Annotated in this window: 23 protein-coding genes; 1 reads left to right on the top strand and 22 read right to left on the bottom strand. The window is 34.7% G+C overall.

The window, feature by feature from the left end; genetic code table 11:
* Nucleotides 1-31: 31 nt before the first annotated feature.
* From C3L23_RS03020 to C3L23_RS02985, 8 genes are all read right to left on the bottom strand, one after another.
* Entirely contained in the window at nt 32-1,765 is a 1,734-nt protein-coding gene (locus C3L23_RS03020) for a hypothetical protein (RefSeq protein ID WP_127679723.1), read from the bottom strand.
* 14 nt (nt 1,766-1,779) lie between these two features.
* On the bottom strand, nt 1,780-2,358 hold the full coding sequence (locus tag C3L23_RS03015) for a HyaD/HybD family hydrogenase maturation endopeptidase (RefSeq protein WP_127679721.1): 579 nt from the start codon (nt 2,356-2,358) through the stop codon (nt 1,780-1,782).
* A 105-nt stretch (nt 2,359-2,463) separates the two neighbouring features.
* Nucleotides 2,464-3,156 carry a Ni/Fe-hydrogenase, b-type cytochrome subunit gene (gene cybH, locus C3L23_RS03010; protein WP_127679719.1) on the bottom strand — a complete coding sequence of 231 codons (693 nt, stop codon included), beginning with the start codon at nt 3,154-3,156 and terminating at the stop codon, nt 2,464-2,466.
* A 10-nt stretch (nt 3,157-3,166) separates the two neighbouring features.
* Entirely contained in the window at nt 3,167-4,906 is a 1,740-nt protein-coding gene (locus C3L23_RS03005; RefSeq protein ID WP_127679717.1) for a nickel-dependent hydrogenase large subunit, read from the bottom strand.
* A gap of 3 nt (nt 4,907-4,909) precedes the next feature.
* Nucleotides 4,910-6,043, bottom strand: coding sequence for a hydrogenase small subunit (locus C3L23_RS03000; protein WP_127679715.1), 1,134 nt, complete (start codon nt 6,041-6,043; stop codon nt 4,910-4,912).
* An 84-nt stretch (nt 6,044-6,127) separates the two neighbouring features.
* Entirely contained in the window at nt 6,128-7,291 is a 1,164-nt protein-coding gene (locus tag C3L23_RS02995) for a nickel-dependent hydrogenase large subunit (protein WP_127679713.1), read from the bottom strand.
* Nucleotides 7,281-8,144 carry a hydrogenase gene (locus tag C3L23_RS02990; RefSeq protein WP_127679711.1) on the bottom strand — a complete coding sequence of 288 codons (864 nt, stop codon included), beginning with the start codon at nt 8,142-8,144 and terminating at the stop codon, nt 7,281-7,283. Before C3L23_RS02990 ends, C3L23_RS02995 begins: the two co-directional genes overlap by 11 nt.
* Complete coding sequence (locus tag C3L23_RS02985) at nt 8,128-8,748, bottom strand: TetR/AcrR family transcriptional regulator (protein ID WP_127679709.1); 621 nt, start codon at nt 8,746-8,748, stop codon at nt 8,128-8,130. Before C3L23_RS02985 ends, C3L23_RS02990 begins: the two co-directional genes overlap by 17 nt.
* Before the next feature lie 82 nt (nt 8,749-8,830).
* Here C3L23_RS02985 and hypA point away from each other — a divergent pair, with 82 nt between their 5' ends.
* On the top strand, nt 8,831-9,187 hold the full coding sequence (gene hypA, locus C3L23_RS02980; protein ID WP_127679707.1) for a hydrogenase/urease nickel incorporation protein HypA: 357 nt from the start codon (nt 8,831-8,833) through the stop codon (nt 9,185-9,187).
* Here hypA and C3L23_RS02975 read toward each other — a convergent pair.
* From C3L23_RS02975 to C3L23_RS02910, 14 genes are all read right to left on the bottom strand, one after another.
* Nucleotides 9,184-9,477: a hypothetical protein gene (locus tag C3L23_RS02975; protein ID WP_127679705.1), complete on the bottom strand. Its 294-nt coding sequence runs from the start codon at nt 9,475-9,477 to the stop codon at nt 9,184-9,186. The two genes, hypA and C3L23_RS02975, sit on opposite strands and share 4 nt — an antisense overlap.
* A gap of 23 nt (nt 9,478-9,500) precedes the next feature.
* Nucleotides 9,501-10,055, bottom strand: a complete 555-nt coding sequence (locus C3L23_RS02970) for a DJ-1 family glyoxalase III (protein WP_127679703.1) — start codon at nt 10,053-10,055, stop codon at nt 9,501-9,503.
* Nucleotides 10,056-10,088: 33 nt separating this feature from the next.
* Nucleotides 10,089-11,852, bottom strand: coding sequence for a methyl-accepting chemotaxis protein (locus C3L23_RS02965; protein ID WP_127679701.1), 1,764 nt, complete (start codon nt 11,850-11,852; stop codon nt 10,089-10,091).
* 2 nt (nt 11,853-11,854) lie between these two features.
* Nucleotides 11,855-12,781 carry an oxidoreductase gene (locus C3L23_RS02960; protein WP_127679699.1) on the bottom strand — a complete coding sequence of 309 codons (927 nt, stop codon included), beginning with the start codon at nt 12,779-12,781 and terminating at the stop codon, nt 11,855-11,857.
* Nucleotides 12,782-12,799: 18 nt separating this feature from the next.
* Nucleotides 12,800-14,332: a nickel-dependent hydrogenase large subunit gene (locus tag C3L23_RS02955; protein WP_210402426.1), complete on the bottom strand. Its 1,533-nt coding sequence runs from the start codon at nt 14,330-14,332 to the stop codon at nt 12,800-12,802.
* Between the two features lie 136 nt (nt 14,333-14,468).
* Nucleotides 14,469-15,161, bottom strand: a complete 693-nt coding sequence (locus C3L23_RS02950) for a hypothetical protein (RefSeq protein ID WP_127679695.1) — start codon at nt 15,159-15,161, stop codon at nt 14,469-14,471.
* Nucleotides 15,162-15,171: 10 nt separating this feature from the next.
* Complete coding sequence (hemN, locus tag C3L23_RS02945; RefSeq protein ID WP_127679693.1) at nt 15,172-16,551, bottom strand: oxygen-independent coproporphyrinogen III oxidase; 1,380 nt, start codon at nt 16,549-16,551, stop codon at nt 15,172-15,174.
* An 11-nt stretch (nt 16,552-16,562) separates the two neighbouring features.
* On the bottom strand, nt 16,563-17,438 hold the full coding sequence (hemC, locus tag C3L23_RS02940; RefSeq protein WP_127679691.1) for a hydroxymethylbilane synthase: 876 nt from the start codon (nt 17,436-17,438) through the stop codon (nt 16,563-16,565).
* A gap of 41 nt (nt 17,439-17,479) precedes the next feature.
* Complete coding sequence (gene hemB / locus C3L23_RS02935; RefSeq protein ID WP_127679689.1) at nt 17,480-18,460, bottom strand: porphobilinogen synthase; 981 nt, start codon at nt 18,458-18,460, stop codon at nt 17,480-17,482.
* Nucleotides 18,460-19,482, bottom strand: a complete 1,023-nt coding sequence (gene hemE / locus C3L23_RS02930; RefSeq protein ID WP_127679687.1) for a uroporphyrinogen decarboxylase — start codon at nt 19,480-19,482, stop codon at nt 18,460-18,462. Before hemE ends, hemB begins: the two co-directional genes overlap by 1 nt.
* Before the next feature lie 69 nt (nt 19,483-19,551).
* Complete coding sequence (hemA, locus tag C3L23_RS02925; RefSeq protein ID WP_127679685.1) at nt 19,552-20,811, bottom strand: glutamyl-tRNA reductase; 1,260 nt, start codon at nt 20,809-20,811, stop codon at nt 19,552-19,554.
* Nucleotides 20,812-20,813: 2 nt separating this feature from the next.
* Nucleotides 20,814-23,270: a cytochrome c biogenesis protein CcsA gene (gene ccsA, locus C3L23_RS02920; protein ID WP_127679683.1), complete on the bottom strand. Its 2,457-nt coding sequence runs from the start codon at nt 23,268-23,270 to the stop codon at nt 20,814-20,816.
* Nucleotides 23,267-23,689 carry a DUF255 domain-containing protein gene (locus C3L23_RS02915; RefSeq protein WP_127679681.1) on the bottom strand — a complete coding sequence of 141 codons (423 nt, stop codon included), beginning with the start codon at nt 23,687-23,689 and terminating at the stop codon, nt 23,267-23,269. The genes ccsA and C3L23_RS02915 overlap by 4 nt, the downstream gene beginning before the upstream one ends.
* Nucleotides 23,690-23,942: 253 nt before the next feature.
* The gene (locus C3L23_RS02910; RefSeq protein WP_127679679.1) at nt 23,943-24,500 is read right to left on the bottom strand and encodes a NapC/NirT family cytochrome c; all 558 of its coding nucleotides are present in this window, start codon (nt 24,498-24,500) and stop codon (nt 23,943-23,945) included.
* Nucleotides 24,501-24,571: the final 71 nt, after the last annotated feature.

Below are 24,571 nucleotides of genomic sequence, written 5' to 3'. Positions count from 1 at the left end.
GAAATTATACATCTTTAAAGTTAAAATGGCATTAACTCTTTGCATTTATTACAGCACTGCCGTATGCTTCTATTGGACCGCTGATAGGCAATGCTCTCGGAGTAAAAGTAGGATAATTTTTTTTGATACTTGTATAAATTTTATTTAAAAATTCTCCTTCAAACAGATCTCCCACAATTACGGCTCCGTCAAGCGGAGATTCTTTATTAACCTGTTCGTAAGTATTGCTTAAAAATTCAGCAAAACTCTCAACTACCCCGAAGCTTAAAAGATAATTGTCAACCCCGGCCAGTTTAAAACTCATAGCGGTTCTGATCGCCCATAGAGGATCAAGATTTTTATCTTTCATTTTATAATCTATTCTAGGACCTTTTTTAGCCATGGCAAAGTTGGCGTATTCCAATAATTTTTTATAAGCATCATCAATATTGTCGGCAAAACCTAAAACAATTCCGATTAGTCCCCACAAATATGCTATTCCCTGCGAGTCAGTATTTAAATCAGCCTTTAAAGCGTTTTTAAACAGTTCAGGCTCTTTATTTGAAAAGTTTTCAATAAGTTTCTCTCCTGTTTCGTTCATAACTTTTATTGCCGCAAACACATCTTCAAATTTTTCGAATTTAAAATTAAAATCAACATATTCAACCAGTCCGAACTTAGGAGAGTTAATCATTATTTTATTTTCGTCTTTTTTGTAAAATGCAAATCCCATCGTTACTTTATCTTCAAGATTCCATTGGTTTAATACGCCAAAATAACCTGCAAACGGAATTTTAATTTTGATTTCTTCAGTGTTTTCTGCTTTCTTTATTACCGTCTTATCGTCTTTGGATACGGCAATATAATTAGAATATGAGCCTTCTATATTTTTCCCCAAACATTTCTCATATTTCGGAAGAAGCCCTCTTTCACCGCTTTCAATAAGAATATCATGATTTCTCGTATCGGTAACAACCGCAACCGGAATTTCGTCATTATTGTCTATTTCAAATGAAAAATCATCATTTTTATCCGTTTTTTTAAGTCCCAACAGTTTTATATCGTTTTTTATCTCTTCACATAAAAGCTCCAATACCATACAGTCAGGCAGTTTTACAAAATAAGCCGGAACAGATAATCCGAATTCTTTTTTAAAACTTAAATTCGTTTTAAGTCTTACCAGCGGTTTTTCTATACTTGCCAATGCTTTGGCGTCACCGTCAAAACTCATAAAATATGTTGCGACAGCGGCCAAATCAACAGCAACAACCTGTTCTGCATCTTCTAAATCAGTAGTAACTTCATACCTGCCGTTCATTGTCTGAATATAAATTCTGCCTTCTTTTTTTAGTTTATCGGCCAAGTTTTCAAATTTTTCTTTCCATTTTTCATTTTCAATTTTTAACTTTTCATTTACATGATATCCGCACACTTCACAATGATGAAAAGGATTATAATAGTTTTCATTTTCCGGATCTTTTACTTCTTTTAAACATCTAGGGCAAGGAGCAACGTTAAGATCAGGAAAATCAATTTTAAGATCATTTTGAAATTCTTCAACAACTTCTGCATTTAATGACTTTAAAAATATACTCAAAGGCATTTCAGTTGATATTTTTCTGGAAAAATTATCTATATCGTTTTCGTTTCCTTCGATAAAAGCATATAAATTCTTAATATCTCTGCTTAAACCTAGTTTTATATTTAATTCTTTTGCCGCTCTTAGCAAAATTTTTTCTATTATTCCGTTATTGCTGTCCAGCTGGAAAATAAATTTTAATACCATATTTCATTCCTTTATTAATTATGTATTTCTAAACCTTTTAATGACTCTTCCGGAACTCCTCTTCTGTATGATTCTTTTGCTATCTGGGTTAAAGTAACATTTTCATTTTTAACTTTAGGCTCCACTCCCAGCTTTTTAAGTTCAGTAATTAAAATCTTTTCCATAAGTTCAGCCGCTTTTTGTACTTCAGGCGTAATAGAAAAAGTCGTATCTTCGCCTATCACAAAAGGAACAACGCCTATTATTTTAGTCTCAGGCAGATCTCCCATCATTTCTATCATTTGAAGCGTCTGCAGCATTTCAACCTCATGGGCACTCCCCTGCCAGCTTACACATTCCGGAACTTCCCTGAAATCAAAGAAATAAACATCTCCTATATTTGCTTCATCAACATCAACACAGTCAAACACAAATACTTTGTCGTATTCTGTAATAATAGGAATCAACCTTTGAGCTAGCGTTCCTCCGTCGATTATGTCAACCTGATGTGGGCCTTTAAATTCATACTTTTCATCAATAAAATTCGCTAAATGAACACCTATACCTTCATCTCCAAACAGTATATTACCTATACCAAGTACTAATATTTTCATAACAACCTTTCATATTAAAGTGAAAATGTAAGTGAGAAGTGAAGAATTAAAAAACATTTTTAACTTTTCACTTTTCACTGTATTTCCCCAAAGGGGAAAGAAAAATTAATGGTCTTCTTTTTCCCATTTCATTCCTGAGAAAATCGCATCCATACCGCCGTTTTTACCGAAAGCTGCATTATAAACAGCCATATAGATATGGATGAACACTACTACGATAATAGCCCACATAAAAATGTGATGCCAGATTCTGACATATGCAAGACCGCCAAAGAATGTTTCAACAGATTTAGCGAACGGATATAATGCCGCACCTAAACCGTTATGATAAACTTCGGCATAAAGAGCAAGTCCAGTAATCATAATTCCGTAAAAGAACACATACAGCATTGTATATGCCCAGAACTGTAACGGATTGTAAACACCTTTAGTATGAGGGTGTTTAGCTACTAATAAATAATATCCGATTTGCTGGAGAGCCACTTTAATATTAAACGCATCTTTTAGTGAAGCTCTTTCGTATTTTCCTTCTCTGAAAAAGAAGAAGAAAAATGTTTTGTAAAGAACTGCACCTATCATTGCAAATCCAAAAATAATATGCCATTCTCTGATATAAGCCTGAATAAATCTAGTTGGTTCAGATGAGACGTTGGCATATGTAATAAAAGGATTAGCAATGTACAATCCTGTTGCTATAAGAGCAAAAATTGAAATTGCTCTTATCCAGTGTTGCCATCTATATCCGGCAGAAAATTCTATTCCGCCGAGATATTCTCCCATAGGTTTTAAAAATTTCATTGTTAACTCCTTAACATGCGCCGTATAGCGGATCTACTTTAAACTCACCTAATTTTTTACCTTTAACGTCCATTACGTGAACCGCACAAGCAATACATGGGTCATATGAATGGATACTTCTAATAACTTCTAGAGGTCTAGCCGGATCTGCTAAAGTCATACCGATAAGGTTAGCTTCATAAGCACCTTTTTTACCTCTACCGTCTTCTGGACCTGCATTCCAAGTTGAAGGAACTACAGCCTGCCAGTTTTCGATTTTTCCGTTTTTAATTCTACACCAGTGAGATAACATACCTCTTGGAACGTCACCGATGTATCTACCTTTATATTCTTTAGTTTCATCAATAACATAAGGAGCTACTGTTGAATCGTCTTTTTTAAGGTTTTCTACAAGGTTGTTAAATGCTTCTAGACCGTAATCTGCAATTGTTTTAGTTTGAAGCATTCTAGCTGCTGTTCTTCCAAGTACAGTAAACAACGCTTCTGCAGGAAGACCTGTCTGAGCTAAGAACTCATTAACAACTTTCTGTACTTTTTTGTTTCCGGCAGCATAGTTAACTACCATACATGCTAGAGGTCCAACTTCCATTGGTTCTTCGTTATATCTTGGTGATTTAATCCAAGAATATTTACCTTTTTCGTTAACTACTTTAGTTTTAACAAGGTTTCCTTGTCCGTCAACACTTTCACCTTCAACATAACCTGTATATTCAGGCTCAGTTGTTTCATCGTATGGATGAGTAGGATTATCAAGGTTTTTATACCAAGAGTGTGTCGCTTCTTCAGTAATTTTGCTTTCATCGATTTGATAGAATTTACCTAAATCGAAATCTTTAATATAACCGCATGCATCGAATAACCATGAGTTTGGTCCAGTCTGCATTGTTTTGTATGTTAGGTAATTTCCTAAATTATTTTTCTGAACTACGCTTGGCTCATTTCCGTAAGCAGCGGCAGCCATTACGATATCAGCATAATAAGCTCTGTTTACGTAATCAGCAAGTTCTTTAAATTTAGTTAGATATTCACCAAGTCTTGCTGGGTCTTTAAGGTCCATAATACAAGTAACACCACCAACAGTAAGACTTTGCGGATGTGGGTTTTTACCACCGAAAATAGCCATCATTTGAGCTGCAATTCTTTGCATTTCAAGTGTTTTTAAGTAATGGCTAAGAGCAATTAGGTTTTGCTCAGGTGTAAATCTCATTGTTTTATGTCCCCAGTATCCGTTTTTGAACGGACCTAAGTCACCTTTCTCAGCAAATTTAGAAACTCTTTTTTGTACTTCTCTTAAATGATCTTCACCTGTTGCGATAGGCTCATAACCTTTAGGAACATATTTGAATGCTTCTTCGCTGGCTTTTTTAGGATCAGCTTTAAGTGCGCTGATAATATCAACCCAGTCAAGTGCATGTAATTGATAAAAGTGAACGATATGATCATGGAAGAATAGTGCAAAATCCATTAATGTTCTAGTTAATAATGCATTTAGAGGAGGTTTAATTCCTAATGCGTCTTCAACAGCTGTAATACCAGCTTTGTAGTGAGAATATGTACATACCCCACAGATTCTTTGTGTCATAAATCCTGCGTCTCTAGGATCTCTACCTTTTAGAATAACTTCGATACCTCTCCAAAGTGTCGCACTTGAGAAAGCGTTTGTAATTTTATTATTTTCATCAATAACTACTTCAACTCTCAAGTGACCTTCAATTCTAGTTATCGGGTCAATTACTACTCTTTTTGCCATTTATTACTCCTTAGGATTTTTAATTGCGCTAAGTGCCGCATGTGCTGCAATTGCTACACCAGCTACTGTTAAAATTGTTACGCCGTATTTATCTGCTGTTGCGTCAGCTAAAGGCGAATCATATTTTTTATTTGCAAGAGGTTCTTCGTATGGAGCCATAGAATCCCAGAAATCTGGTTCACTACAACCTATACAACCGTGTCCTGCCTGTACAGGCCAAGATGTATGCTGGTTAAATCTTTCTCTTGAACAGTTGTTAAACGTATAAGGACCTTTACATCCTACTTTATATAAACAGAATCCGTCTTGTGCGCCTTTGTCTCCAAATTCTTGAACAAACTCACCTGCATCGAAATGCCCTCTTCTTTCACATAAATCGTGAATTCTAAGTCCGTATGCGAATTTAGGTCTGTTGAAGTTGTCAACTGCAGGTAACTGTCCGAATAAAATTACATATAAAATTGTACCTACGATATTTTTAGCACTTGGAGGACATCCAGGTACGTTAATAACAGGCTTGTTAATTACTTGATATACACCTTTTGCACCAGTTGGGTTTGGAGCTGCCGCTTGGATACCACCAAAGCTTGAACAAGTACCAACTGAAATAACAGCTGCAGCGTCATTTGCCGCTTTTCTAACTAATTCAAGACCTGTTTCAGCGAATGGTCCGATTGTTAAAAATTCACCGTCCATATTTGTAGGAACACCACCTTCTACACATAAGATGTATCTTCCTTTAAATTTAGACATACCTTCTTTTAAGTTTTCTTCAGCTTGCCATCCGGCTGCTGCCATAATAGTTTCATGATATTGAAGATTGATATAGTTAAATATCAAATTATCAATTGTAGGAGCATCGCTTCTGATTAAACTTTCACTACATCCAGTACATTCTGCTAGGTTTAGCCAGATTACCGGAAGTCTGTCACTTACTTCTGCCGCTTCGGCAATTAATGGAGTAAATGATGTAGGAAGGCTTAACATTGCAGCCATTGCTGCAGACCATTTTAGAAAATCCCTTCTTGTAAATCCGCTCTCTTCAAGCATTTTAGAAACGCTTTTTTCTCCGATTCCCGGAAGTTTTTTGAGAGCTTCTAATCTCTCTTTTACTCTTTGTAAAGTTGCTTCATTCATTTTGTCCCTCCGAAATAAATTTGCTCAATGTTTATTATACATAAATAAACATTCATTTTTCAATAGATATTAAAAAAATTTATATCAATGGGACATACAAACGGCACAAATGTCAAAACATCTGAATATTGAATCAACATATTCGCTGTTTTCATTCATTAACGCCGCCTGTGCGGCTGCAGGATTTTCTTTAGAAGAAGATGCAAGGTTAAACTGCGTAGGAACTATAATATTATAGTTTTCGATTTTTTCATTTTTTATTGATATTTCATGGATTAAGCTTCCTCTTGGAGCTTCAACGGCAACTTTTGCAGTTCCGTTTTTTATTTCCGGTTTGATAAAAGACGGCTCGCATAAATCTATTTTATCAATCTTTTCCATAATATATTCTAAAAGAATTAATGGCTCATATACCCTTGCGGCCATTCTTGTATAGATGGAATCACCTAACTGTTCATAAATTTTTTTTATATTTTCATTTCCGTTCACAATGGCTCTTGCCAGTGGTCCCACTTCATAAAATTCATTCTTATATAAAGCGTTTTTGCTTAAAGATCTGTTTTTTTCTTCCGTAACAAACTCATAATCCCCGTTACTTTTAAAAACTGCCGATTCACCTAAAACCAAAAATCTGTTTAAACTTTTACCTATATTTTTAGGGAGGTTTTCAAAAAAAAGCTCCAAATCTTTAGAATAAACTTCTTCATCCATTATTTCATTTTTATACTCATCAAGGATTTCTTTAATTAAATCTTTAAGTCTCATAATTTCCATATAAGTCGGATCGCATGTGACTCCCCCAGGAATCATATAAGAATTATGAGGAAACTGTCCGGCAAGCATTGCAATTGCTTTAGATATCTTAGAGGAAAATTTTACAGCTTTGAAAATATAGCTTTTATCTTTTACCTGAGTCGGAAATATAGTAATATAAAACCATTTGATATGATTTTCGACAATTTCCAAAAGAGTTGTTATTTCTCTAAAAATCTGGGCTTTTTGAGAAATTTTCGCTTTAAAGACTTTTTCAATAGCCTTTACTGTAGCATATAAATGAGAATGGCCGCAAATACCGCATACTCTGGGATTGATTACAAGAGCGTCCATAAAATGCCTGTTTTTCAAATAGTCTTCAATACCGTGATACTGCCAAAATTCTATTTCTACAAACTCTACTTCTTTATCACCGTGGATTTTTAAAGTAGCTTCTCCTTCTATTTTATTTATGATCTTTTTATTAATTTTCATTTTTATCCCCGCATTTATAATTAATGAGTTTGCAGCTGAGTCTTTCGTTATTCAAACTTTTTGCTATTCCGCTTAACGTCAGATACGCCCTTTTGCTGACACCTAAAGGAATATTTGCCGGAATTCCCATAAAGGTATCTGTTTTAAACAGTTCGTTTTTAGGGAAATTGGCTTCAGTACATCCAAAACAAGGAGTCCCGGCTCTCGGTTTGGAACTCACCTCATTCCACAGCACTTTATTACAGCTGCTATGCGTAAACGGACCCTGGCAGCCTTGAAAATAAAACAGACACCCTTCTTTGGTACCAAATTCCTCGGCATCAATTTTCCATTCGAAATATTCGTTTCTGGTACATCCCATATGTGATGTATAAGCAAAAATATCTTTAGGCCTGTTTAATTCATCCAGTTCTATTTTTTTGTCTTCGCTTACCATGTCCATTACAAACGCTATCCAGTCCGGATGAGGAGGACAGCCCGGAAGATTTATAATTTTATCCCTGCATTTATGATAATGTCCCCTGTTTTCCCTGTTAAACATCAGCCCTTCGCCGTATATACCTCCGTAAACCGCACATGTACCCAAAGCCAAAACTTTTTTTGCTTTAAAAAAGAGCTTTGAAATCAATTCATTTAATGAAAATCCAAGCCTAGGATAATTTAACTTCAAAGCTCCTTCGACAATAAGCAGATCGCAAGATTGAATTTCAAATTCTTCGGACAGAAATATAGGATGATATTTAAAATCGATTTTATCAAAAAGAGAAGAAATCTCTTTGTAATTAAGAAACGAATGGGTACAGCCGTAACATGTTACCGCATCAATCCATATAACTTTAAGCTTTGAGCGCATTGTATATATTCTCGCTTACAGGTTCTACATATTCCAACAGAGGTTTAGAAAGAATACCTTCTTTATTTAAAAACGCCAGTCCTCCCACATATCCCATAAAAAGACCGAACGCCGCAAAAAAATCCTGGTTTTTAAGCTCTTTTTTTCTTACACCTTCTTCAAAAAATATCATAATTTCCGTTACAAAAGCAGATACGCAGAGCATTCCCTCACATCCGTTTGCAAATATTTCTTTATTGGACAGGTAAACTCTCATAAAATAATCCACTAATTCCGGCGCGTTTAAAGCCATATTAAAATAGAGTTCGACAATATGTCTTATTTTTTCTTTGCTGCTTATATCCATTTCGTTTATTTTTCTGATTTCATCTCCGAATTTTTTAGAAGTATAAATCAGCAGTTCCTTGGCTAAAGACTCTTTAGAAGGAAAATAATTGTACATATTTCCAACACTCATTCCCATTTCTTTCGCTATATCAGCGATTGTAGTATTGTAAAAACCTTGCTTGGCAAAAAGATTAAGAGCAGTTTTCATTATCAGTTCTTTTTTTTCTTCTTTACTCACTTTTACGCCTTTTTTTCTATTATTATAATATAATTTCATAAATAAGTCGTTTTTAGATAACTTTTTATTATAAAAAAGGTTGCTAATATTACATTTTCAGATAAATATTTAAAGGATTGCTATGCATGAATATTCAATCGTAGACTCTTTGCTCCAATTAGCGGAAGAAAACGCAAAAAAACACAATGCGAAATTCGTAACTAAATTAGAAATAAAAATAGGTATATTAAGCGGCGTAGAGCCTGATTTATTGAAAACAGCTTTTGAAACGTTTAAAGAAGGCACAATGTGTGAAAACGCCGAATTTGTTATGCACATTCAGCCGGTTGTAGTTGAATGTAAAGAATGCGGAGAAAAAAGCGAATTGAAAAAAGACGAATATCTCTGTCCTAAATGCAATTCTCCCCAGATTAAAATAATAGACGGCGAAGACATGTATCTTATGAGTATGGAACTCGAAATGGATGAAGACTCCTAGCAAATTCTAGGAGCTATCTTAATTTCGAAAAGATTTCTTTTTATATATAAATTACCCGTGGAAGAATCAAATTCCACTTCTTCGGGTAAAAATTCGTTTATATCCTCAATATTGTTAATTGATATTTTTCTTTCAAAAAATTTTTCAACAACTACGTTTGTGCTGTAAAGTTTAGTATCGTTTCCAAAATGATATTCAACCATTGCGTCAAATTCGCAAAAATTATCATAATCCCTGATTTTAGAATGCCAATTCTCAAGGAAAAACTCCAGAGCCTCCAAACCTCTCATTTTCCCCTCCTTTAAAATATTAATTAACAAAAATCTGCTAAAAGTCCGGCTTTTAACTGCTGATAAATTTCTTCACCTGCAAATTTTCTGACAATTTCAAGTCCGAAACATATTGCAGTCCCAGGCCCTTTAGAAGTAAGCACATTTTTATCCTCTACAACTTTAGCGTCACTTACATAACCTTCTTTTCTAATATTGCCTTCCCATCCCGGATATGCGGTATAGTTATCTTTTAACACTCCTGCTTTTTCCAATGCATAAGGAGCTGCGCATATGGCACCGACATATTTGCCTTTTTTATCCATTTCTTTAAGAAGATTTTGTGTGGCTTCATCTTCTGCAAGATTAATGGCCCCCGGAAGCCCCCCAGGCAATACAACAAGGTCCAATTCATCCGCATTTACGAGTTCAATCTTAGTGTCCGGAATAACCCTTACATTGTGAGCACCGTAAATAACGTCACCGCCTACTCCGGCAACTATTACATTTAATCCGCCTCTTCTCATTACGTCTATTAAACTCATCGCTTCAATTTCTTCAAATCCGTTTGCCAAAGGAACACATACGTTTACAGCCATTGCCTACTCCTTTTTTAAAATATTATATCAAATTTAAGACTTAAATTTATTCGTTTCGTCTTTTAACGTATTCAAAATATTTTTTAGAGTATTTGAAACGTTTTTTAAATTTTCCCCAACTTCCCTGCTTCTTTTTGCCTGCACATACAAATCTTCGGACGATTTAAGAAGCATATCGATATTCTCAGTTGTTTTTGCACTCTGTTCGGCGGCGTTTTCAACATTTTCTATAGTTTTATCGAGATTGTTTTTTGTAAGATTAGTTTCTTCTGTAAGCATTGTGGCAATTTCAAGAATCTCATTTGCTTCACTGGCATTATGCTGGATTTCCTGTTCTATTTCTTCTATGCCGCTTACAATTTCATTAACAACAGAATCTATTTCTCCTAAACTTTTCTGAGTTTTTTCTGCAAGTTTTCTCACCTCATCCGCAACTACAGAAAAACCTCTTCCATGCTCTCCCGCTCTTGCAGCTTCTATTGCAGCATTTAAGGCAAGCAAATTAGTCTGATCGGCTATTTCTTTAATGATATTTAATATATCTTTTATTTGAGAGCTATGCTGAACCAGCTGAGTGGCTTTATTTGAAAGTTCCTGCTCCTGTGATGTTTCCTCTTCTATTTTAGATATAACTTTTTGCAGTGACTTTAACGTTTTGTCCAAAGTTTCCTGAGTTTTGGAAATATCGTTCACGACTGCATAAATAGTGTCATTGGTAACTTTAATACTGTCGTTTATCACATTGGTGTTTATTTTGTTTTTTTCAATAAGTTTTGACTGCTCTTCTATAGTGTCCTCAATTATTTTTACCGAGTTTTCAATATCTTTGGAAGTTGAATTCGAAACACTGATTGTATTTTTAAGATTATTTACAATAAGCTGGATTTTTTCAATAAACTCATTAAGGTTGTCAGCAATATCTTTAGTTTCATCGCTGGTTGCGACTTTAACTCTTTTAGTTAAATCACCTTCGCCTTTAGCAAGATCCGCTGTTATGTCTTTCAATACTATCAGACTGGTTCTGAGTTTTCCTACAACATAAATATAATAAATAAATATCACCATTCCGACTAAAGATAAAAACAAGAATATCAGTTTAAGTTTATTTATTATGGCTTCTATTTTAGCCTGTTCCCCTTTTAAATTCACTTTTATGCCCAAATACCCGGAAGGCTGATTAACATGCCAGTGTGTATGGCATTTTATACAAAAGTTTTCAACCGGTATTTTATAATAAGCGGTCATTAAATTTTTATGTTTAACCATTGCTACATCATTTTTAAAATGAAGCCCTTTAGGAAGCATGACATGACATCTCGCACAGCTGTTTTTACCGTATTTATCAACACATTTTTTTGACACTTTGGAATTTATCAGATCTTTATAAAACCAGTCGTCCCTTAACCATAATCCTTTTGTTTTTTTATACAAAGGAACGTTAAGATTGATTAATTTCCCGTTTTGTTTTAAAAAAGGAAGCCCAACAGACACCTGATTGTTTTTATACTTTAAAAACCCGTCGCATGAATACGCGTAAACGTCTTCCACTCCGTCAATTGTTTTTACGGCATTAACAACTTCCTGAAACGTTTTTCTCTGTCCTTTTTCTATAGAGTCTTTTGAAAATTTTATATAAGAGGACAAAACGCTTTTTGTATATTCCGCTCCTTTTTTCTGCACAAGCTCTTTTCCGAATTTTTCCAAATAAATAATTGAACCTATAATGGATACACTGAGCAGAATAATAGGAATAATTATTAATTTAAAAAAAAGCGCGGACTTAAAAAAATCTTTCATTTTTATATCCTTTTAAACGTTTTATATTTTTTTATTTCTCTTTTATCGTCGCTTCTTTTGAACATAATGGTCCTAGGAAAATTTTCACTGGCACATCCTACACAAGGATGCCCAGATTTAATGCAGTTATATTTATCATATGTATTTGAACTTCTTACACAGTCGTTTTTTGTTACAGGTCCCTGACATCCTAATTTAAAAAGACATCCTCTGTCTCCAATTTTTTCTGCAAAATTCTTTTCCTGATAGTCATAATAGTATACGCATCTGTCATGAATCGTTTCTCCAAAAAATCTGAGAGGTCTGTTCGAATCGTCCATAGGAGGCAGAGTATTATGTTTAATATAAAAAAACAGTGTATAAAGAAAATGATTAGGTTTCATAGGACATGTAGGCAGATTGACTACAGGAGTTGATATATTTTCCTGTTCTAAGAAATATCTCAGACTGCCGGCACCGGTCATCATTCCCTTCATATCACATATACCCGCAAAAGTCGCACATGTTCCTGCCGAAATAGCTGCTTTTGCTTTTTTGGCGGTATTTGCAATCCAGTCGTTTATAAACCTGTCCCCCATCAAGCATGCATGCGGAAGCTGAGTCGGAATCGCACCTTCAACAACAAGAATCAGGTTGTCACTTTTATATTTTTCAATAATATCCGTAGCCATTTCACCTGTTGCGGCCATTAAAGTGGGATGAAAAATAACATTTGTAAACGACGTTAATATATCAAGTATAGAGATATCGGCGTTTAAAAACGAAGTGGAGCATCCGTCACAGCTCATTGCCTGCAGCCAAATAATATCCGGTTTTTTAATATCTCCTATTTCTAGAGCTTCTAATTCTTCCATACTGAAAAACCCTGCACCTCCGGCAGCAATAAGAGCTTTATGCACTGCTTTTAAAAATTCTCTTCTGTTCATCATTATTTTTCTCCTTAGAGTTTAATGCACGGCACAAGCCAGACAAGGATCGATACTTCTAACTATTCTGGCTATTTCTATAGGATTTTTTTCATCTTTTATTTCAGTGCCTATTAGCATCTGTTCTAGGGCGCCGTGGATACCGCTGTTGTCTTTTGGTGAAATGTTCCATGTAGTAGGCACTATCATTTCATAATTTTTAATAAAACCGTTTTCACCTATTTCTATAAAATGCGCAAGCGCTCCCCTTGTGGCTTCAGTAAGCCCTATACCCTTAACATTGTTAGGTATTTCCGGAAGCTGAATAAATCCTAAAACCCCCTCATCAACATTTAAAGCATCGTTGAAAATTTTATCCATTATCAGCTGTGAAATAATAGCTCTTGCCAGGTGCCTTCCCATCACCGAATTATAATCCTGGAGTGTAATTCCCAGTTCAGCGTTGATTTTATCCACCAATGAATTTAATTTTTTATTTTTGCCGCTTAAATAAGTATTAATTATAATGGCCGAAGGTCCAACTTCGACTACACGTCCTTCAAATCTCGGAGCTCTTGACCAGGAATATTTTTTTGTTTCATGTTTAAATTCCTCAAGAGTGATAGGTGTCAGCTGGGTAAGCTCCAGAGGCTTGTAACCTCCGCTTTCTTTGTAATAGGCGAATCCGTTATACTCTACAATATTGTAAGGGTCTATGTTTTCATTCAGCTTATAATCCGTGCTGATTCCCTGAACAAATTCATACGAACCGTCTAAATTTAAAAGAGTGTTAAAAGTAAGAAAATTATCCGGTCCTTTACCTATTTTAAAATATTCTTTATACTGTTTTGCCACTTCTATCACATCATTTAAATATTTCTCTTGTATAAACACACTGGTTTCTTTCGCCAGATCGATATATTTTATTAACCTGTCCGCGGTAGGCATAGTGGTGACTCCCCCTGCTTCTATAGAAACCATATGCGGAGATTTGGAACCGAAAATTTTCACCATCGTGTCTATTTTTTTCATTATCTCAAAACTTTCCAAATAATGTTTAATTAAAACTATATTTAACTCTTTGAGTGTTATATAATTGGCTTTGAATCTCTGTAAAAAAAGAGGAGATGGAAACACTTTGTTAGATGAAATTTCTTTTAAAACCCATCTTTTGAGTTCAAGCAAATCACTGTCGTTGCCTTCATAATCCAAAATCGCCTTAATATCCATAAAATCAAGCAGACTCAATGTATAAAAATGCAAAAGATAGTCTTTTAGTTTGTAAGCTCCGATTACCATGTTTCTTAAAAGCTTTCCGTTTTTGTTTAACTCTATTTTGAGTGCGTTTTCTATTGCTAAAGCCGCTGCTTCCGCATGAGCGTAAGGACAGCATCCGCATGTTCTTTGAGTTATGTGAATAGCGGTTAAATAATCATATCCTTTTAATGCTTTTTCAATACCCCGATACATGTCGGCACTGCATTTGGCATCCGTGACTTTACCGTTGTTTACATTTACTTCTACTTTTAAATGTCCCTCTATTCTCGTAATTGGATCTAATTTAATTTGAGACATTAATAATCCTTTTATATGAATATTTATTCGTAACATTAGTCTAACATAAAAGCATAAAAAACAATTAATTATAAGTTAATCTTATCAGACAGATGTAAGAAAAATGTAAGTTATTAATAAAAGAAAAAGAAGAAAATCAACTGTTTTCTATCTTAACCCTTATAAAAGGATAATCATCAGTATCTTTTAAAATAATGCCGAATGTCCCTTTTAATTCTTTTAATTTATGCAGTTTTTTAGGTTCACCGTCCACAAGTATAGTTAAAGATTTTATTTTATTTGCGACAACAAACTGCTGAGAACATAAAATTTCATCTTTTTTCACAACAAATCTGTCAGAACAGCAATATACTACACTTCCGTCAAACGTATCAAGTTCGTCTATTTCTTCCAATTCAATTTCATATTCTCTTTCTACATTTACAATTTCTTCAAGTATAGGATCGCTTGGTTCAAAAAATACCGGCAGATCAATTCCCTCTATTTCAAAACCTCCGAAATCCCTTAAAAGACAAAGAAATCTTTTGATATTTTCAAGTTTAGGATGTGCAAGCACGTCTTTTCCTATTAATATTTTGCCTTTTTGAAGCTGTTCAAGATCGAATTCATCAAAGTTGCTTTCTCCAAACAGATAACCGTCATCCATTTCGTCAAAATAGTCTTTAACATCCTCCGGAACACTGTCATACGTAAAATGTTTGGCAATAAGCGCGATAACGGCTTCCTCCGCCATCGGTTCGTATGTAATGCTGTCTTTATATTTTATCGGATGTAAAAAGACATCCGTTTTAATATCTTTTAGTGGTAAATTACCTATTGATATAACCATTTTTAAACCTTTAAATAGATTTTGAAAACACCTTTTGATTCGCCATTTTTTTGAAATATTCATCAAAAGGAAGCACAATATTTCTAATTAACAGACTTCCTGTTTTATTCACTTCTATTTTTTCAGGAGTAATTTCTACAAGACCTTCGTCAACAAACTCCTGAAGCTCTTTAATTTCATTTTCAAATTTATCAAAAAAGCTGATTCCGAATTTTTCTTCAAAACGTTTTATGTCAAAGCTGAAATTTGCCATCATTTCCATAATAATATATTTTCTTATTTTATCTTCTTCAGTTAATATAACTCCTCTGAATACGGGAATTTTACCTTCATCAACCGCTTTTTCGTAAGATTTCAGATCTTTGTAGTTTTGCATATACGCATCTTCGGTTTCACCGATAGACGTAAGCCCCACACCTATTAAATCGGCCCCGCCTTTTGTCGTATATCCCTGGAAGTTTCTGTGAAGTTCTCCTTTTGCAATAGCTTTAAACAGTTCGTCTTCAGGTTTTGCAAAATGATCCATTCCAACCATTATATAGCCGTTATTTTCAAAGAAATCAATAACGTATTTAAATATTTTCAGTTTCTCTTCAGGACTCGGAAGAGTTGTCTCGTCGATTTTTCTCATGCCTTTTTTCATCCAAGGCACGTGTGCATAGTTAAATACCGCCAGTCTGTCAGGATTTAGTTTTAATACTAAATCAAGAGTTTTTTTAAACGTTTCAAGCGACTGATACGGCAATCCGTAAATTAAATCGATATTTATTGAATTAATCCCGGCATTTCTGGCAATGTCGACAGCGTTTTTTGTAATTTCAAACGGCTGAATTCTGTTTACCGCTTTTTGAGTTTCTTCATTAAAATCCTGAACTCCGAAACTTATTCTGTTTACACCAAATTCCCTCATTACGTCCATATGCTCTTTTGAAAAAAATCTTGGATCGATTTCTACGCTGATTTCAGCATCTTCTTCATAATTTTTAAAATGTTTTTTAATAAGAGAATATACCTCGGCCAGCTCTTCAGGAGTAAAAAATGTAGGAGTTCCTCCGCCAAAATGAACCTGTCTTACCAGTCTGTCAGTATTAAGGTGTCTGCTCAGCGTTTCAAGTTCTTTTTCAAGATACTCGATATACCTTGTTCTTTTATCCGCTTTTGAAGTATATACAACATTACATCCGCAGAAATAACATGCGCTTTTACAAAAAGGAAGATGAAAATAAAGACTAAGAGGCTTGTCGCCTTTTAAAAAAGGAAGAATATCCTCTTCACTTAAATCTTTAAATTCCACAGCCGTAGGATAACTTGTGTATCTAGGAGCATGCCTTGAAAATTTACTAAGTTTTTTAAAATCTATTTTTTCATTTTGAAATTTATTATTTTGCATGTTGTCTCCAATTACATAAATTCTTTTGCAAATTCTTTACCTGCATTTTCCCATTCGTCAAAAGGTATTACAATCTCTTTTTTTATCATTTTGTCATCTTTTAGTAACGCAGCTTTTACTTTTATAGAATCGTCTGTCATTATTTTCGCATAAACACCTACAGGAGCATGACACCCAAGATTCAGGGTATCAACGAAATCTCTTTCAATCGTTACGCAGATCTGCGTTCTGAAATCATTAAGAGGTTTAACAGCTTCGATAACTTTCGAATCGTTAATTGTTTCAATTCCGAGCGCACCCTGACCCATTGCAGGAATCATTATATCTGTATCCAACACTTCAAAATATTTAACGCTTTTAAGCAGTCCAAGTCTTTTAACGCCGGCTTTAGCCAATATAATAGCATCGTATTTTCCGTCTTTCAGTTTATTGATTCTGGTATCCACATTACCTCTAAGATCAGTTATCACAAGATCTTCCCTGAATGCTTTAAGCTGCATTGCTCTTCTGATTGAACTCGTACCCACAACGGCATTGTGAGGAAGTTCCGCCAATGTTTCAAAATTTTCACTTAAAAACACATCTTCAACAGATTCTCTCACAGGAATTGCCGCTAATGTAAAATGATCAGTCTCATACTGAGTAGGAAAATCTTTTAGTGAATGGACCGCTATCTGCGCATCGCCTCTTAAAAGAGCTTCTTCCACTTCTTTAATGAAAAGCCCTTTTCCTCCGATTTCCGCTAGAGGTTTGTCAAGAATTTTATCTCCTGTTGTAGTCACTATTTTAAGGTCTATTTCATGACCCATACTTTCTAGTTTGCTTTTAACCCATTCTGCCTGCCATAATGCAAGCTTGCTGCCTCTTGTTGCTATTGTTAATTTCATTTTCTCCCTTTATAGCTTATATTTTTTTAAAAATTATACCATTACTTAATTAATTTTGCTGCGTCTTTTGCGTGATATGTAATAATCATATCCGCACCCGCTCTTTTAAATGATGTTAGTATTTCCATCATTAAAGTATCATAATCCATCCATCCGTTAAGAGCCGCCGCTTTTACCATAGAATATTCACCGCTTACGTTATATACACATAAAGGCTTAAGAGTGTTTTCTTTTATCTCTTTTATAATATCCATAAACGCAAGCGCCGGTTTTACCATTAAAATATCTGCGCCTTCGGCTTCGTCAATAATGCTTTCAAGCAGAGCTTCACGCGAATTTGCTATATCCATCTGGTATGTTTTTCTGTTTTTAGGCACATATTCGTTATCCACAGGCGCACTCTCAGCCGCATCCCTGAAAGGTCCGTAAAACGCACTTGCAAATTTAGTTGAATAGCTCATAATAGGAATATGAGAAAATCCGTTTTCATCAAGAGCTGTTCTTAACGTTTCTATGATATTATCCATCATACCGCTCGGCGCTATCATATCGGCACCCGCTTTTGCGTGAACGATCGCCTGTTTTGCGCTTATTTCCAAGGTTGCTTCATTATCCACAGTTTTAAGATGAGGATTTATAATACCGCAGTGTCCGTGATCCGTAAATTCGCAAAAGCATAAATCAGTAATAATAGCTATTTTGTCTCCGAATGCTTTTTTTGCAGTCCTTACGCTTCTAGCAATAAGACCTTCTTCATCAAGTGCATCGCTGCCGCAACTGTCTTTTAGTTTAGGAATACCGAAAAGTATTACCGCTTTAATTCCAAGATCAATACATTCTCCTATTTCATCCAAAAATTCTTTTTCACCGTACTGATAAATTCCGGGCATAGATTTTATTTCATTTTTGCCCTCAAGCCCTTCTTTAATAAATACAGGCATTATCAGATCTTCTTTGTGTACATGGTTTTCTCTGACCATATCTCTTAAATTTGAATTTAGTCTAAGTCTTCTCAGGTTCATTAACCTCTCCTTGTCAGTTCTTTACATAAATTTACAAAATATTTTGCATTTTCAACAGGAACATCCGGAAGTATTCCGTGCCCAAGGTTAAATATATGTCTGTGACCTTTCATTATGTCAGCTATCCTCTGTACAGCTTCTTTCGTGGCGGTTTTCGAATAAAGTCTGGTCGGTTCCATATTCCCCTGGAGGGTATAGTTGTCTTTAAATATTCTTAAAGCATGGTCAATCGGTGTAGCCCAGTCAACACCCACGACGTCAAATTCGCCGTCCATTTCATCCATATACAGTCCTACTCCTTTAGAGAATAAAATCACAGGAATATGAGGATATTTTGATTTGATATTTTTAGCTATTTCTCTCATATAATTCCATGAAAATTCAAAAAACTTCTCTTTCTCAAGAGCGCCTCCCCAGCTGTCAAATACCATAACTGCATTGGCACCGGCTTCAATCTGTTTTGAGAGATATTCAATAGTCTCTTTTGTATTAAACGCAAGAAGTCTGTGAAGCATCATAGGATTTGAATAAACCATTTTTTTAATCTTTGCGTACTGTTTGCTTCCTCTTCCTTCCACCATATAAGTAGCAATAGTCCAAGGACTTCCGGCGAATCCTATAAGAGCTTTTTCTTCAGGAAGTCTTTCTCTAATAAGTTTCACACCTTTATATACGTATTCAAGCTTTTCATCGGCACTGCTGTCAAGCGTTTCAATATCTTCTTCAGTATCTATCGTTTTATCAAATACAGGTCCTACGCCTTTTTCAAATCTTAAAGGCAGCCCCATTTCCATCGGAAGATTTAATATATCGCTAAAAAGTATTGCCGCATCAACGTCAAGTATGTCAATAGGCTGAATAGTCACTTCCGCCACTACTTCCGGATTTCTCGTCATATCAAGAAAATTTCCGACTTTACGCCTTACTTCCATATATTCAGGCAGGTATCTTCCGGCCTGCCTCATCATCCATACGGGAGTATAATCCGTCTCTTTACCAAAACATGCATCTACAAATATCATTTATTCTCCTTTTTTTTCTTCATATGATCATAACAACTTATCTGCTTAACTACTTGTCAACTTTCCTGTTTATTTAAATATACCTTTTTCCATATGATACTCACACTTATTCATATCTATACTTTCCCCATTCATACCGAAAAGTCTTTTGACAGATGAGACCAAAACATCCACTTCCGCGCTGTCAGCCATTTTTCTAAGAGTAATATTCGGATGATGAAGAAATCTTTTAAAAGCGTTATGCAATACTTTTTCAACTTCATCCGCCACTTCTGCCGGAATATATTTTTTCTTAACGGCATTTTTAAGAGCCGTATCTGCACATTCGTGTGCTTTTTCCTGCAAGAATTTAATTACAGGATCAATTGAAACAGACTGAAGATATTTTTCAAATTCTTCAACACATCTTTTAATCAGTTCATTCGCACATTTAAGCTCTTCTTGTCTTTTTTGTAAATTTCTTTCACTTATTTCTTTTAAGTCATCTACTTTTATTAATGTAATACTGTCACATAAATCATCTTCAATATCGCTTGGTATCGCTAAATCAAACCATAATCTTTTAAAAGATGTAGGTTTAACGTCTTCATTTCTTATAATCGGATAATTCGAGGCCGTAGCACTGAAAAGTAATCGGTAATTGTTTATTAATTTAGGAAGTTTTTCAATAGAATGTATATCTATATTTACATCATCTCCTAATTCTTCTTTTAAAGCAAAAGCATTTTCAACCGTTCTGTTTACAAGTACAATATTTACGCCCTCTTTTATTAAATTTTTACATACAATTCTTGCAGTATCTCCTACACCAACAACAACCGCGCTGTAACCGCTTAAATCTTTTAATTCCTCTTTTGCCCTTCTTACGGCTATACTAGCCACACTTACAGGTTCGCTTGATATTTGTGTCTGATTTCTGACTTTTTTTGCGCATTTAAAAGAAAAATGTATAAGCCTTGTTAAATCCTGCCCGATAAAATGCTTTTCATAAGCCTCATAAAAAGCTTCTTTTAACTGCCCCGTAATCTGAGTTTCACCTACAACCATCGAATCAAGACTGGCCGCAACTTTAAAAACATGCTCAATAGCATCTCCATCTTCATAAACTTCGGCTTTTACCAACTCTTCCGGTGTTATAACTTTTTTATATACCTTATCGTAAAGCTCTGTTAAATCCTGTTTTTTATCAAATACAACTTCTATTCTGTTACAGGTGGAAAGAAGAAAGACTTCTTTAAAGTCTTTGAAATCTTCTAAAGTGAGTTTTGCTAATTTGCTTCTTAATACTACATCAGAGTTTCTATAATTAAAACTAATTACAAAATACATCATTACCCTTTATCTGGATGATATTCGTTATTGTCTATTTTTACAGGTTTTGACACTTTGTTTAAAATATTCTGAACAAGCCCTAAAATCAAAATAGCAAACCATGCACCCATTCCCGCAAAGATAATATTGATCCATCCGTAACCGTCCGCAACTCCCTGACCGTAACTGTGAAGACCCTGGGCAATATAGAAATTCACTCCGAAATATGTCATTAAAATAAAGAAGAAGCTTAAAAAGCTCATTAATGAAAATATAAATTCTCCTCTTAGTTTCGGCATCATTTTTCCGTGAATAACCAAAGCGTAAACAATCATAGAAATAAGACTCCATGTTTCTTTAGGGTCCCAAGACCAGTATCTACCCCATGACTCGTTAGCCCATACACCGCCTAAGAAAGTACCGATACTTAATAAAGCCAGTCCGATATATAATGAAATGTAAATGATGTTGTTTAACTGTTTTATCTGTGTTTCGAGTTTATATTTTTTATTCATAGCAAACAGAATAAGATTCAACAGGCCAAGCATACTTCCCACACCCAAGAAACCGTAACTTGATGTAATTACCGCAACATGTATCAGCAGCCAGTACGATTTAAGCACCGGCACCATATTCGTAATCTGCGGAGATATGTTGTTTAAGTGTGCAACCATCATAAACATACCTGCAACAAACAGACCCGCACCCAATGCAAGCATAGATTTTCTAAAGAAGACAAGCGATGCAAATGCACTGCCCCATGCAATAAATATGATTGACTCATAAGCATCCGACCAAGGAGCATGACCGGCAACATACCATCTTAACAACATATTTGCCGTATGAACACATAAAGCCAAATAACCGAAAAGAACCACAGCCGTTTCAACTTTTTTATATCTTTTCAGTTTAATAATTTCAAAAAATCCTAAGAAGATCGCAATTAAACCTAAAAGAGTATATGCGCCTATAAGTTTAGGGAATATCTGAAGTCTGTTATAAATAATTTCCCATTTTACTTTTGTTTCACTAGGTAAAATTTTTCCGCTGTAATTTTTTTGCAACGCGTAAATTTTTTCTTCTATCTGCTTCATTGCTTTTAAATCGTTGTTTTTCATAGCTTCCGCAAGATTTGCAAACATGTTGTAATAAAACTGTGCGTCCATCGGATTCATAAGATTCATTTTCACAGCCTGTGCAATATCCGCAATACTAAACCATCTGTAATTCATTTTTTCCGCTTTTGGAGTCGGGAATATTTTAAATATTTTGGCCGTATATACTTCAAAAGCCACATAAACCCTGTCGTTAATTTTAATCCATTCCCTTTGTAGGACATTTCTGTCTTTATTCGGTGTTTTAAACGCTTCATCAATCTCTTTTGAAAATCTGAAATCTCCGTTAGGAAGGAAAAATGCGCTGTAAGGTGCATATTTACCTTTAATTCCGAGTAATTTTCTGATTTTTGGATGTCCTACGTAAATAAGAGGCAGATTCTGATACTTAGAAGGATATGCCACCATTCCAGCTACCAGCTGATTGTAACTTAAGCCATACATTTTGGATTTAAGTGTCAGTTTATGGATAATATCCAAATCAAGCGTATCCATAGGTTCGATTCTACCGCTTTGCTGGACAAGTACATGGGCCCATAAATCTGCAGCCTGCTTTGATATTTTAGGCAGATTGTTGATTTCATTGGCATGTACATAACCGTTGCCGAGCAGCATCATTAATAAAAATGCAAACAGTCCGCTTTGTTTAAGTTTTTTAACTGTAAGCATAAATCTGCTTCTTCTGTAAGCCATACTCCAGAAAAATCCAATAGCCATTAAAGCATAACCGAAATAGGTTATATACATTCCGGGATCATGGTTAACTGATAAAATACTTCCCTGAGCATCCATATCGTAACTTGCCTGATAAAATCTGTAACCTCTGTAAACCAGAATATGGTTCATATATATATGATATTTAAAAGTTTTATTATGAGCTTTGTCTATAACAGTGACATAACTGTCATAACTGCTTGGCTGCATACTTCCCGGATATTTTCTTAATACGAATTTATCCAGTCTTATTTCAAAACCTAGTTTTTTAGGATAAACGTTTGAAGGGTTCGATTTACTTTTTTCCACCATAATAACGTTTTTTGTTTCACCGTTTCTTAAATGAAGCGTGCCTTCATACCCGAAATATCTGGTAACAGCCGCTCCGATCAATATAATAATCACCGATAAATGCAGTATAAACACCGGTAGCTTTTTATAAGTTTTATATCTTAACATCACACCAACTAAATTAATACCTAAAAGCCACATAATAGCTTCAAACCATTTTGTTTCATAAACGTAACCCCAGGCCTGAGCCATAGTGCTGAAACCTAAAGTTGCATACATCTGTCCTAATATAAAAACCAAAGACAGAACTACAGCAGTTTCCAATGAGAAAAACACATTGTATAACTTTTTAATCATTTGTTTCCTTTATATTTTTCATTTACGTTTTTAATAATTTGTAAAAATGTTTGTGGAGGTCTAGCGCCGATTAATGAGTAAACAAGCTCGCCGTTAGGTTTTAAAAAGAGAATTGTAGGAGTAGAACCCGTAAAGTAATTCTGTACGGTAGGAGGAAGCACGTCCTGATCGGCTAAATAAAATACAGGAACAAAATTTTTATTGATATAAGATGAGACTTTCGGATCCGTATATACTTTTTCAGCTAAGTACATACAAGGAGGACATGTCGTCAGACCTATATCCACCATTACCAGTTTATGGGTGGACTTCGCAATATTCTGAGCTACACTATAACTCATAGCCCAGTTAATTTTACCGCTCCAGTCTATTGCGAACAGACTGCCGGCTAGCATCAAAACTAGAAACAACTTTTTCATGGCAAACCTTTTTTTATGAATTTTAACAAAAATTTTACATAAAACAACCGATTTTTCGGGTTTTTTTATGAATTATCGTTCACAATATAACAATAATTTATATGCTTTTTTCCAAAAATAGATGAAATATATTTTTATCACATATTATGTTACAAATAAATTACGATTATTAAAGGATTTCGGTTTATGAAGCTTTTAAAATTAAATTTGAAGTGTATAAGAAAAATTTATATGAAAAAAAAGAAGAAAATTTTTATTTTTCTTCGTCGTTTAATCTTTCCAATAAGTTAGGGTGGGCAAAATTAACCATGCTGTAATCATTATGACAGCTTACACAGCTGATATCTTTCCCTGCTTTTTTCTCTTTCCAGTATTGTTCGTGGGCATATCTGCTCTCTTCACTCATTCCGAATGCTTTTTCAGGTTCTTTTACCATATGATGACACTGTAAACAAGCACTGTCATATGTATAATTTTTCATTTCCCAGAAGTTTTCTTTAAAATCAACTTTTGAAATAATTCCAAATTCAGCCATTGCGTCTCTTGTACCGCTTATACCTTTTGCAATTAAATATCCTATTAAAGAATTTTTAGGTAAGTGACAGTCCGTACAGTGATGAACTGCAAATCCATGAGGATTGTTTCCTCCGTGAACACTCTGATGAAAACTTTCTACCATTGGTTTCATTGTATGACAACTAGCACAAAAATTAGGTTTACCTGTAACATCCACCAACACAGCCGCTACATAAGAAATACCAAGACCGATTATAGCACCAACGATTAACGCTCCTAAAGTTGCTTTTTTCATTCTTCACCTTTTCAATTTTTAAAGGAATTATAAATAAGTAAAGTGCTAAAAGAGTGCTAAATAATCGTTCA

This window comes from Nautilia sp. PV-1 (genome assembly GCF_004006315.1).
GTDB classification, from domain to species: domain Bacteria; phylum Campylobacterota; class Campylobacteria; order Campylobacterales; family Nautiliaceae; genus Nautilia; species Nautilia profundicola_A.
This window is presented reverse-complemented; position numbering and strand designations above follow the sequence as displayed.

Excerpts from the sequence above, each read along its gene's own strand:
- C3L23_RS02965 (WP_127679701.1), bottom strand. The coding sequence starts at position 11,852 with ATGAAAGATTTTTTTAAGTCCGCGCTTTTTTTTAAATTAATAATTATT.
- cybH (WP_127679719.1), bottom strand. The coding sequence starts at position 3,156 with ATGAAATTTTTAAAACCTATGGGAGAATATCTCGGCGGAATAGAATTT.
- C3L23_RS03000 (WP_127679715.1), bottom strand. The coding sequence starts at position 6,043 with ATGAATGAAGCAACTTTACAAAGAGTAAAAGAGAGATTAGAAGCTCTC.
- C3L23_RS02990 (WP_127679711.1), bottom strand. The coding sequence starts at position 8,144 with ATGCGCTCAAAGCTTAAAGTTATATGGATTGATGCGGTAACATGTTAC.
- C3L23_RS02915 (WP_127679681.1), bottom strand. The coding sequence starts at position 23,689 with ATGAAAAAGTTGTTTCTAGTTTTGATGCTAGCCGGCAGTCTGTTCGCA.
- hemN (WP_127679693.1), bottom strand. The coding sequence starts at position 16,551 with ATGCAAAATAATAAATTTCAAAATGAAAAAATAGATTTTAAAAAACTT.
- hemC (WP_127679691.1), bottom strand. The coding sequence starts at position 17,438 with ATGAAATTAACAATAGCAACAAGAGGCAGCAAGCTTGCATTATGGCAG.
- C3L23_RS02960 (WP_127679699.1), bottom strand. The coding sequence starts at position 12,781 with ATGATGAACAGAAGAGAATTTTTAAAAGCAGTGCATAAAGCTCTTATT.
- C3L23_RS02975 (WP_127679705.1), bottom strand. The coding sequence starts at position 9,477 with ATGAGAGGTTTGGAGGCTCTGGAGTTTTTCCTTGAGAATTGGCATTCT.
- C3L23_RS02910 (WP_127679679.1), bottom strand. The coding sequence starts at position 24,500 with ATGAAAAAAGCAACTTTAGGAGCGTTAATCGTTGGTGCTATAATCGGT.
- ccsA (WP_127679683.1), bottom strand. The coding sequence starts at position 23,270 with ATGATTAAAAAGTTATACAATGTGTTTTTCTCATTGGAAACTGCTGTA.
- C3L23_RS02970 (WP_127679703.1), bottom strand. The coding sequence starts at position 10,055 with ATGGCTGTAAACGTATGTGTTCCTTTGGCAAACGGATTTGAAGAAATT.
- C3L23_RS03005 (WP_127679717.1), bottom strand. The coding sequence starts at position 4,906 with ATGGCAAAAAGAGTAGTAATTGACCCGATAACTAGAATTGAAGGTCAC.
- C3L23_RS02950 (WP_127679695.1), bottom strand. The coding sequence starts at position 15,161 with ATGGTTATATCAATAGGTAATTTACCACTAAAAGATATTAAAACGGAT.
- hemA (WP_127679685.1), bottom strand. The coding sequence starts at position 20,811 with ATGTATTTTGTAATTAGTTTTAATTATAGAAACTCTGATGTAGTATTA.
- C3L23_RS03015 (WP_127679721.1), bottom strand. The coding sequence starts at position 2,358 with ATGAAAATATTAGTACTTGGTATAGGTAATATACTGTTTGGAGATGAA.
- hemB (WP_127679689.1), bottom strand. The coding sequence starts at position 18,460 with ATGAACCTGAGAAGACTTAGACTAAATTCAAATTTAAGAGATATGGTC.
- hemE (WP_127679687.1), bottom strand. The coding sequence starts at position 19,482 with ATGATATTTGTAGATGCATGTTTTGGTAAAGAGACGGATTATACTCCC.
- hypA (WP_127679707.1), top strand. The coding sequence starts at position 8,831 with ATGCATGAATATTCAATCGTAGACTCTTTGCTCCAATTAGCGGAAGAA.
- C3L23_RS02995 (WP_127679713.1), bottom strand. The coding sequence starts at position 7,291 with ATGAAAATTAATAAAAAGATCATAAATAAAATAGAAGGAGAAGCTACT.
- C3L23_RS02955 (WP_210402426.1), bottom strand. The coding sequence starts at position 14,332 with ATGTCTCAAATTAAATTAGATCCAATTACGAGAATAGAGGGACATTTA.
- C3L23_RS03020 (WP_127679723.1), bottom strand. The coding sequence starts at position 1,765 with ATGGTATTAAAATTTATTTTCCAGCTGGACAGCAATAACGGAATAATA.
- C3L23_RS02985 (WP_127679709.1), bottom strand. The coding sequence starts at position 8,748 with ATGAAATTATATTATAATAATAGAAAAAAAGGCGTAAAAGTGAGTAAA.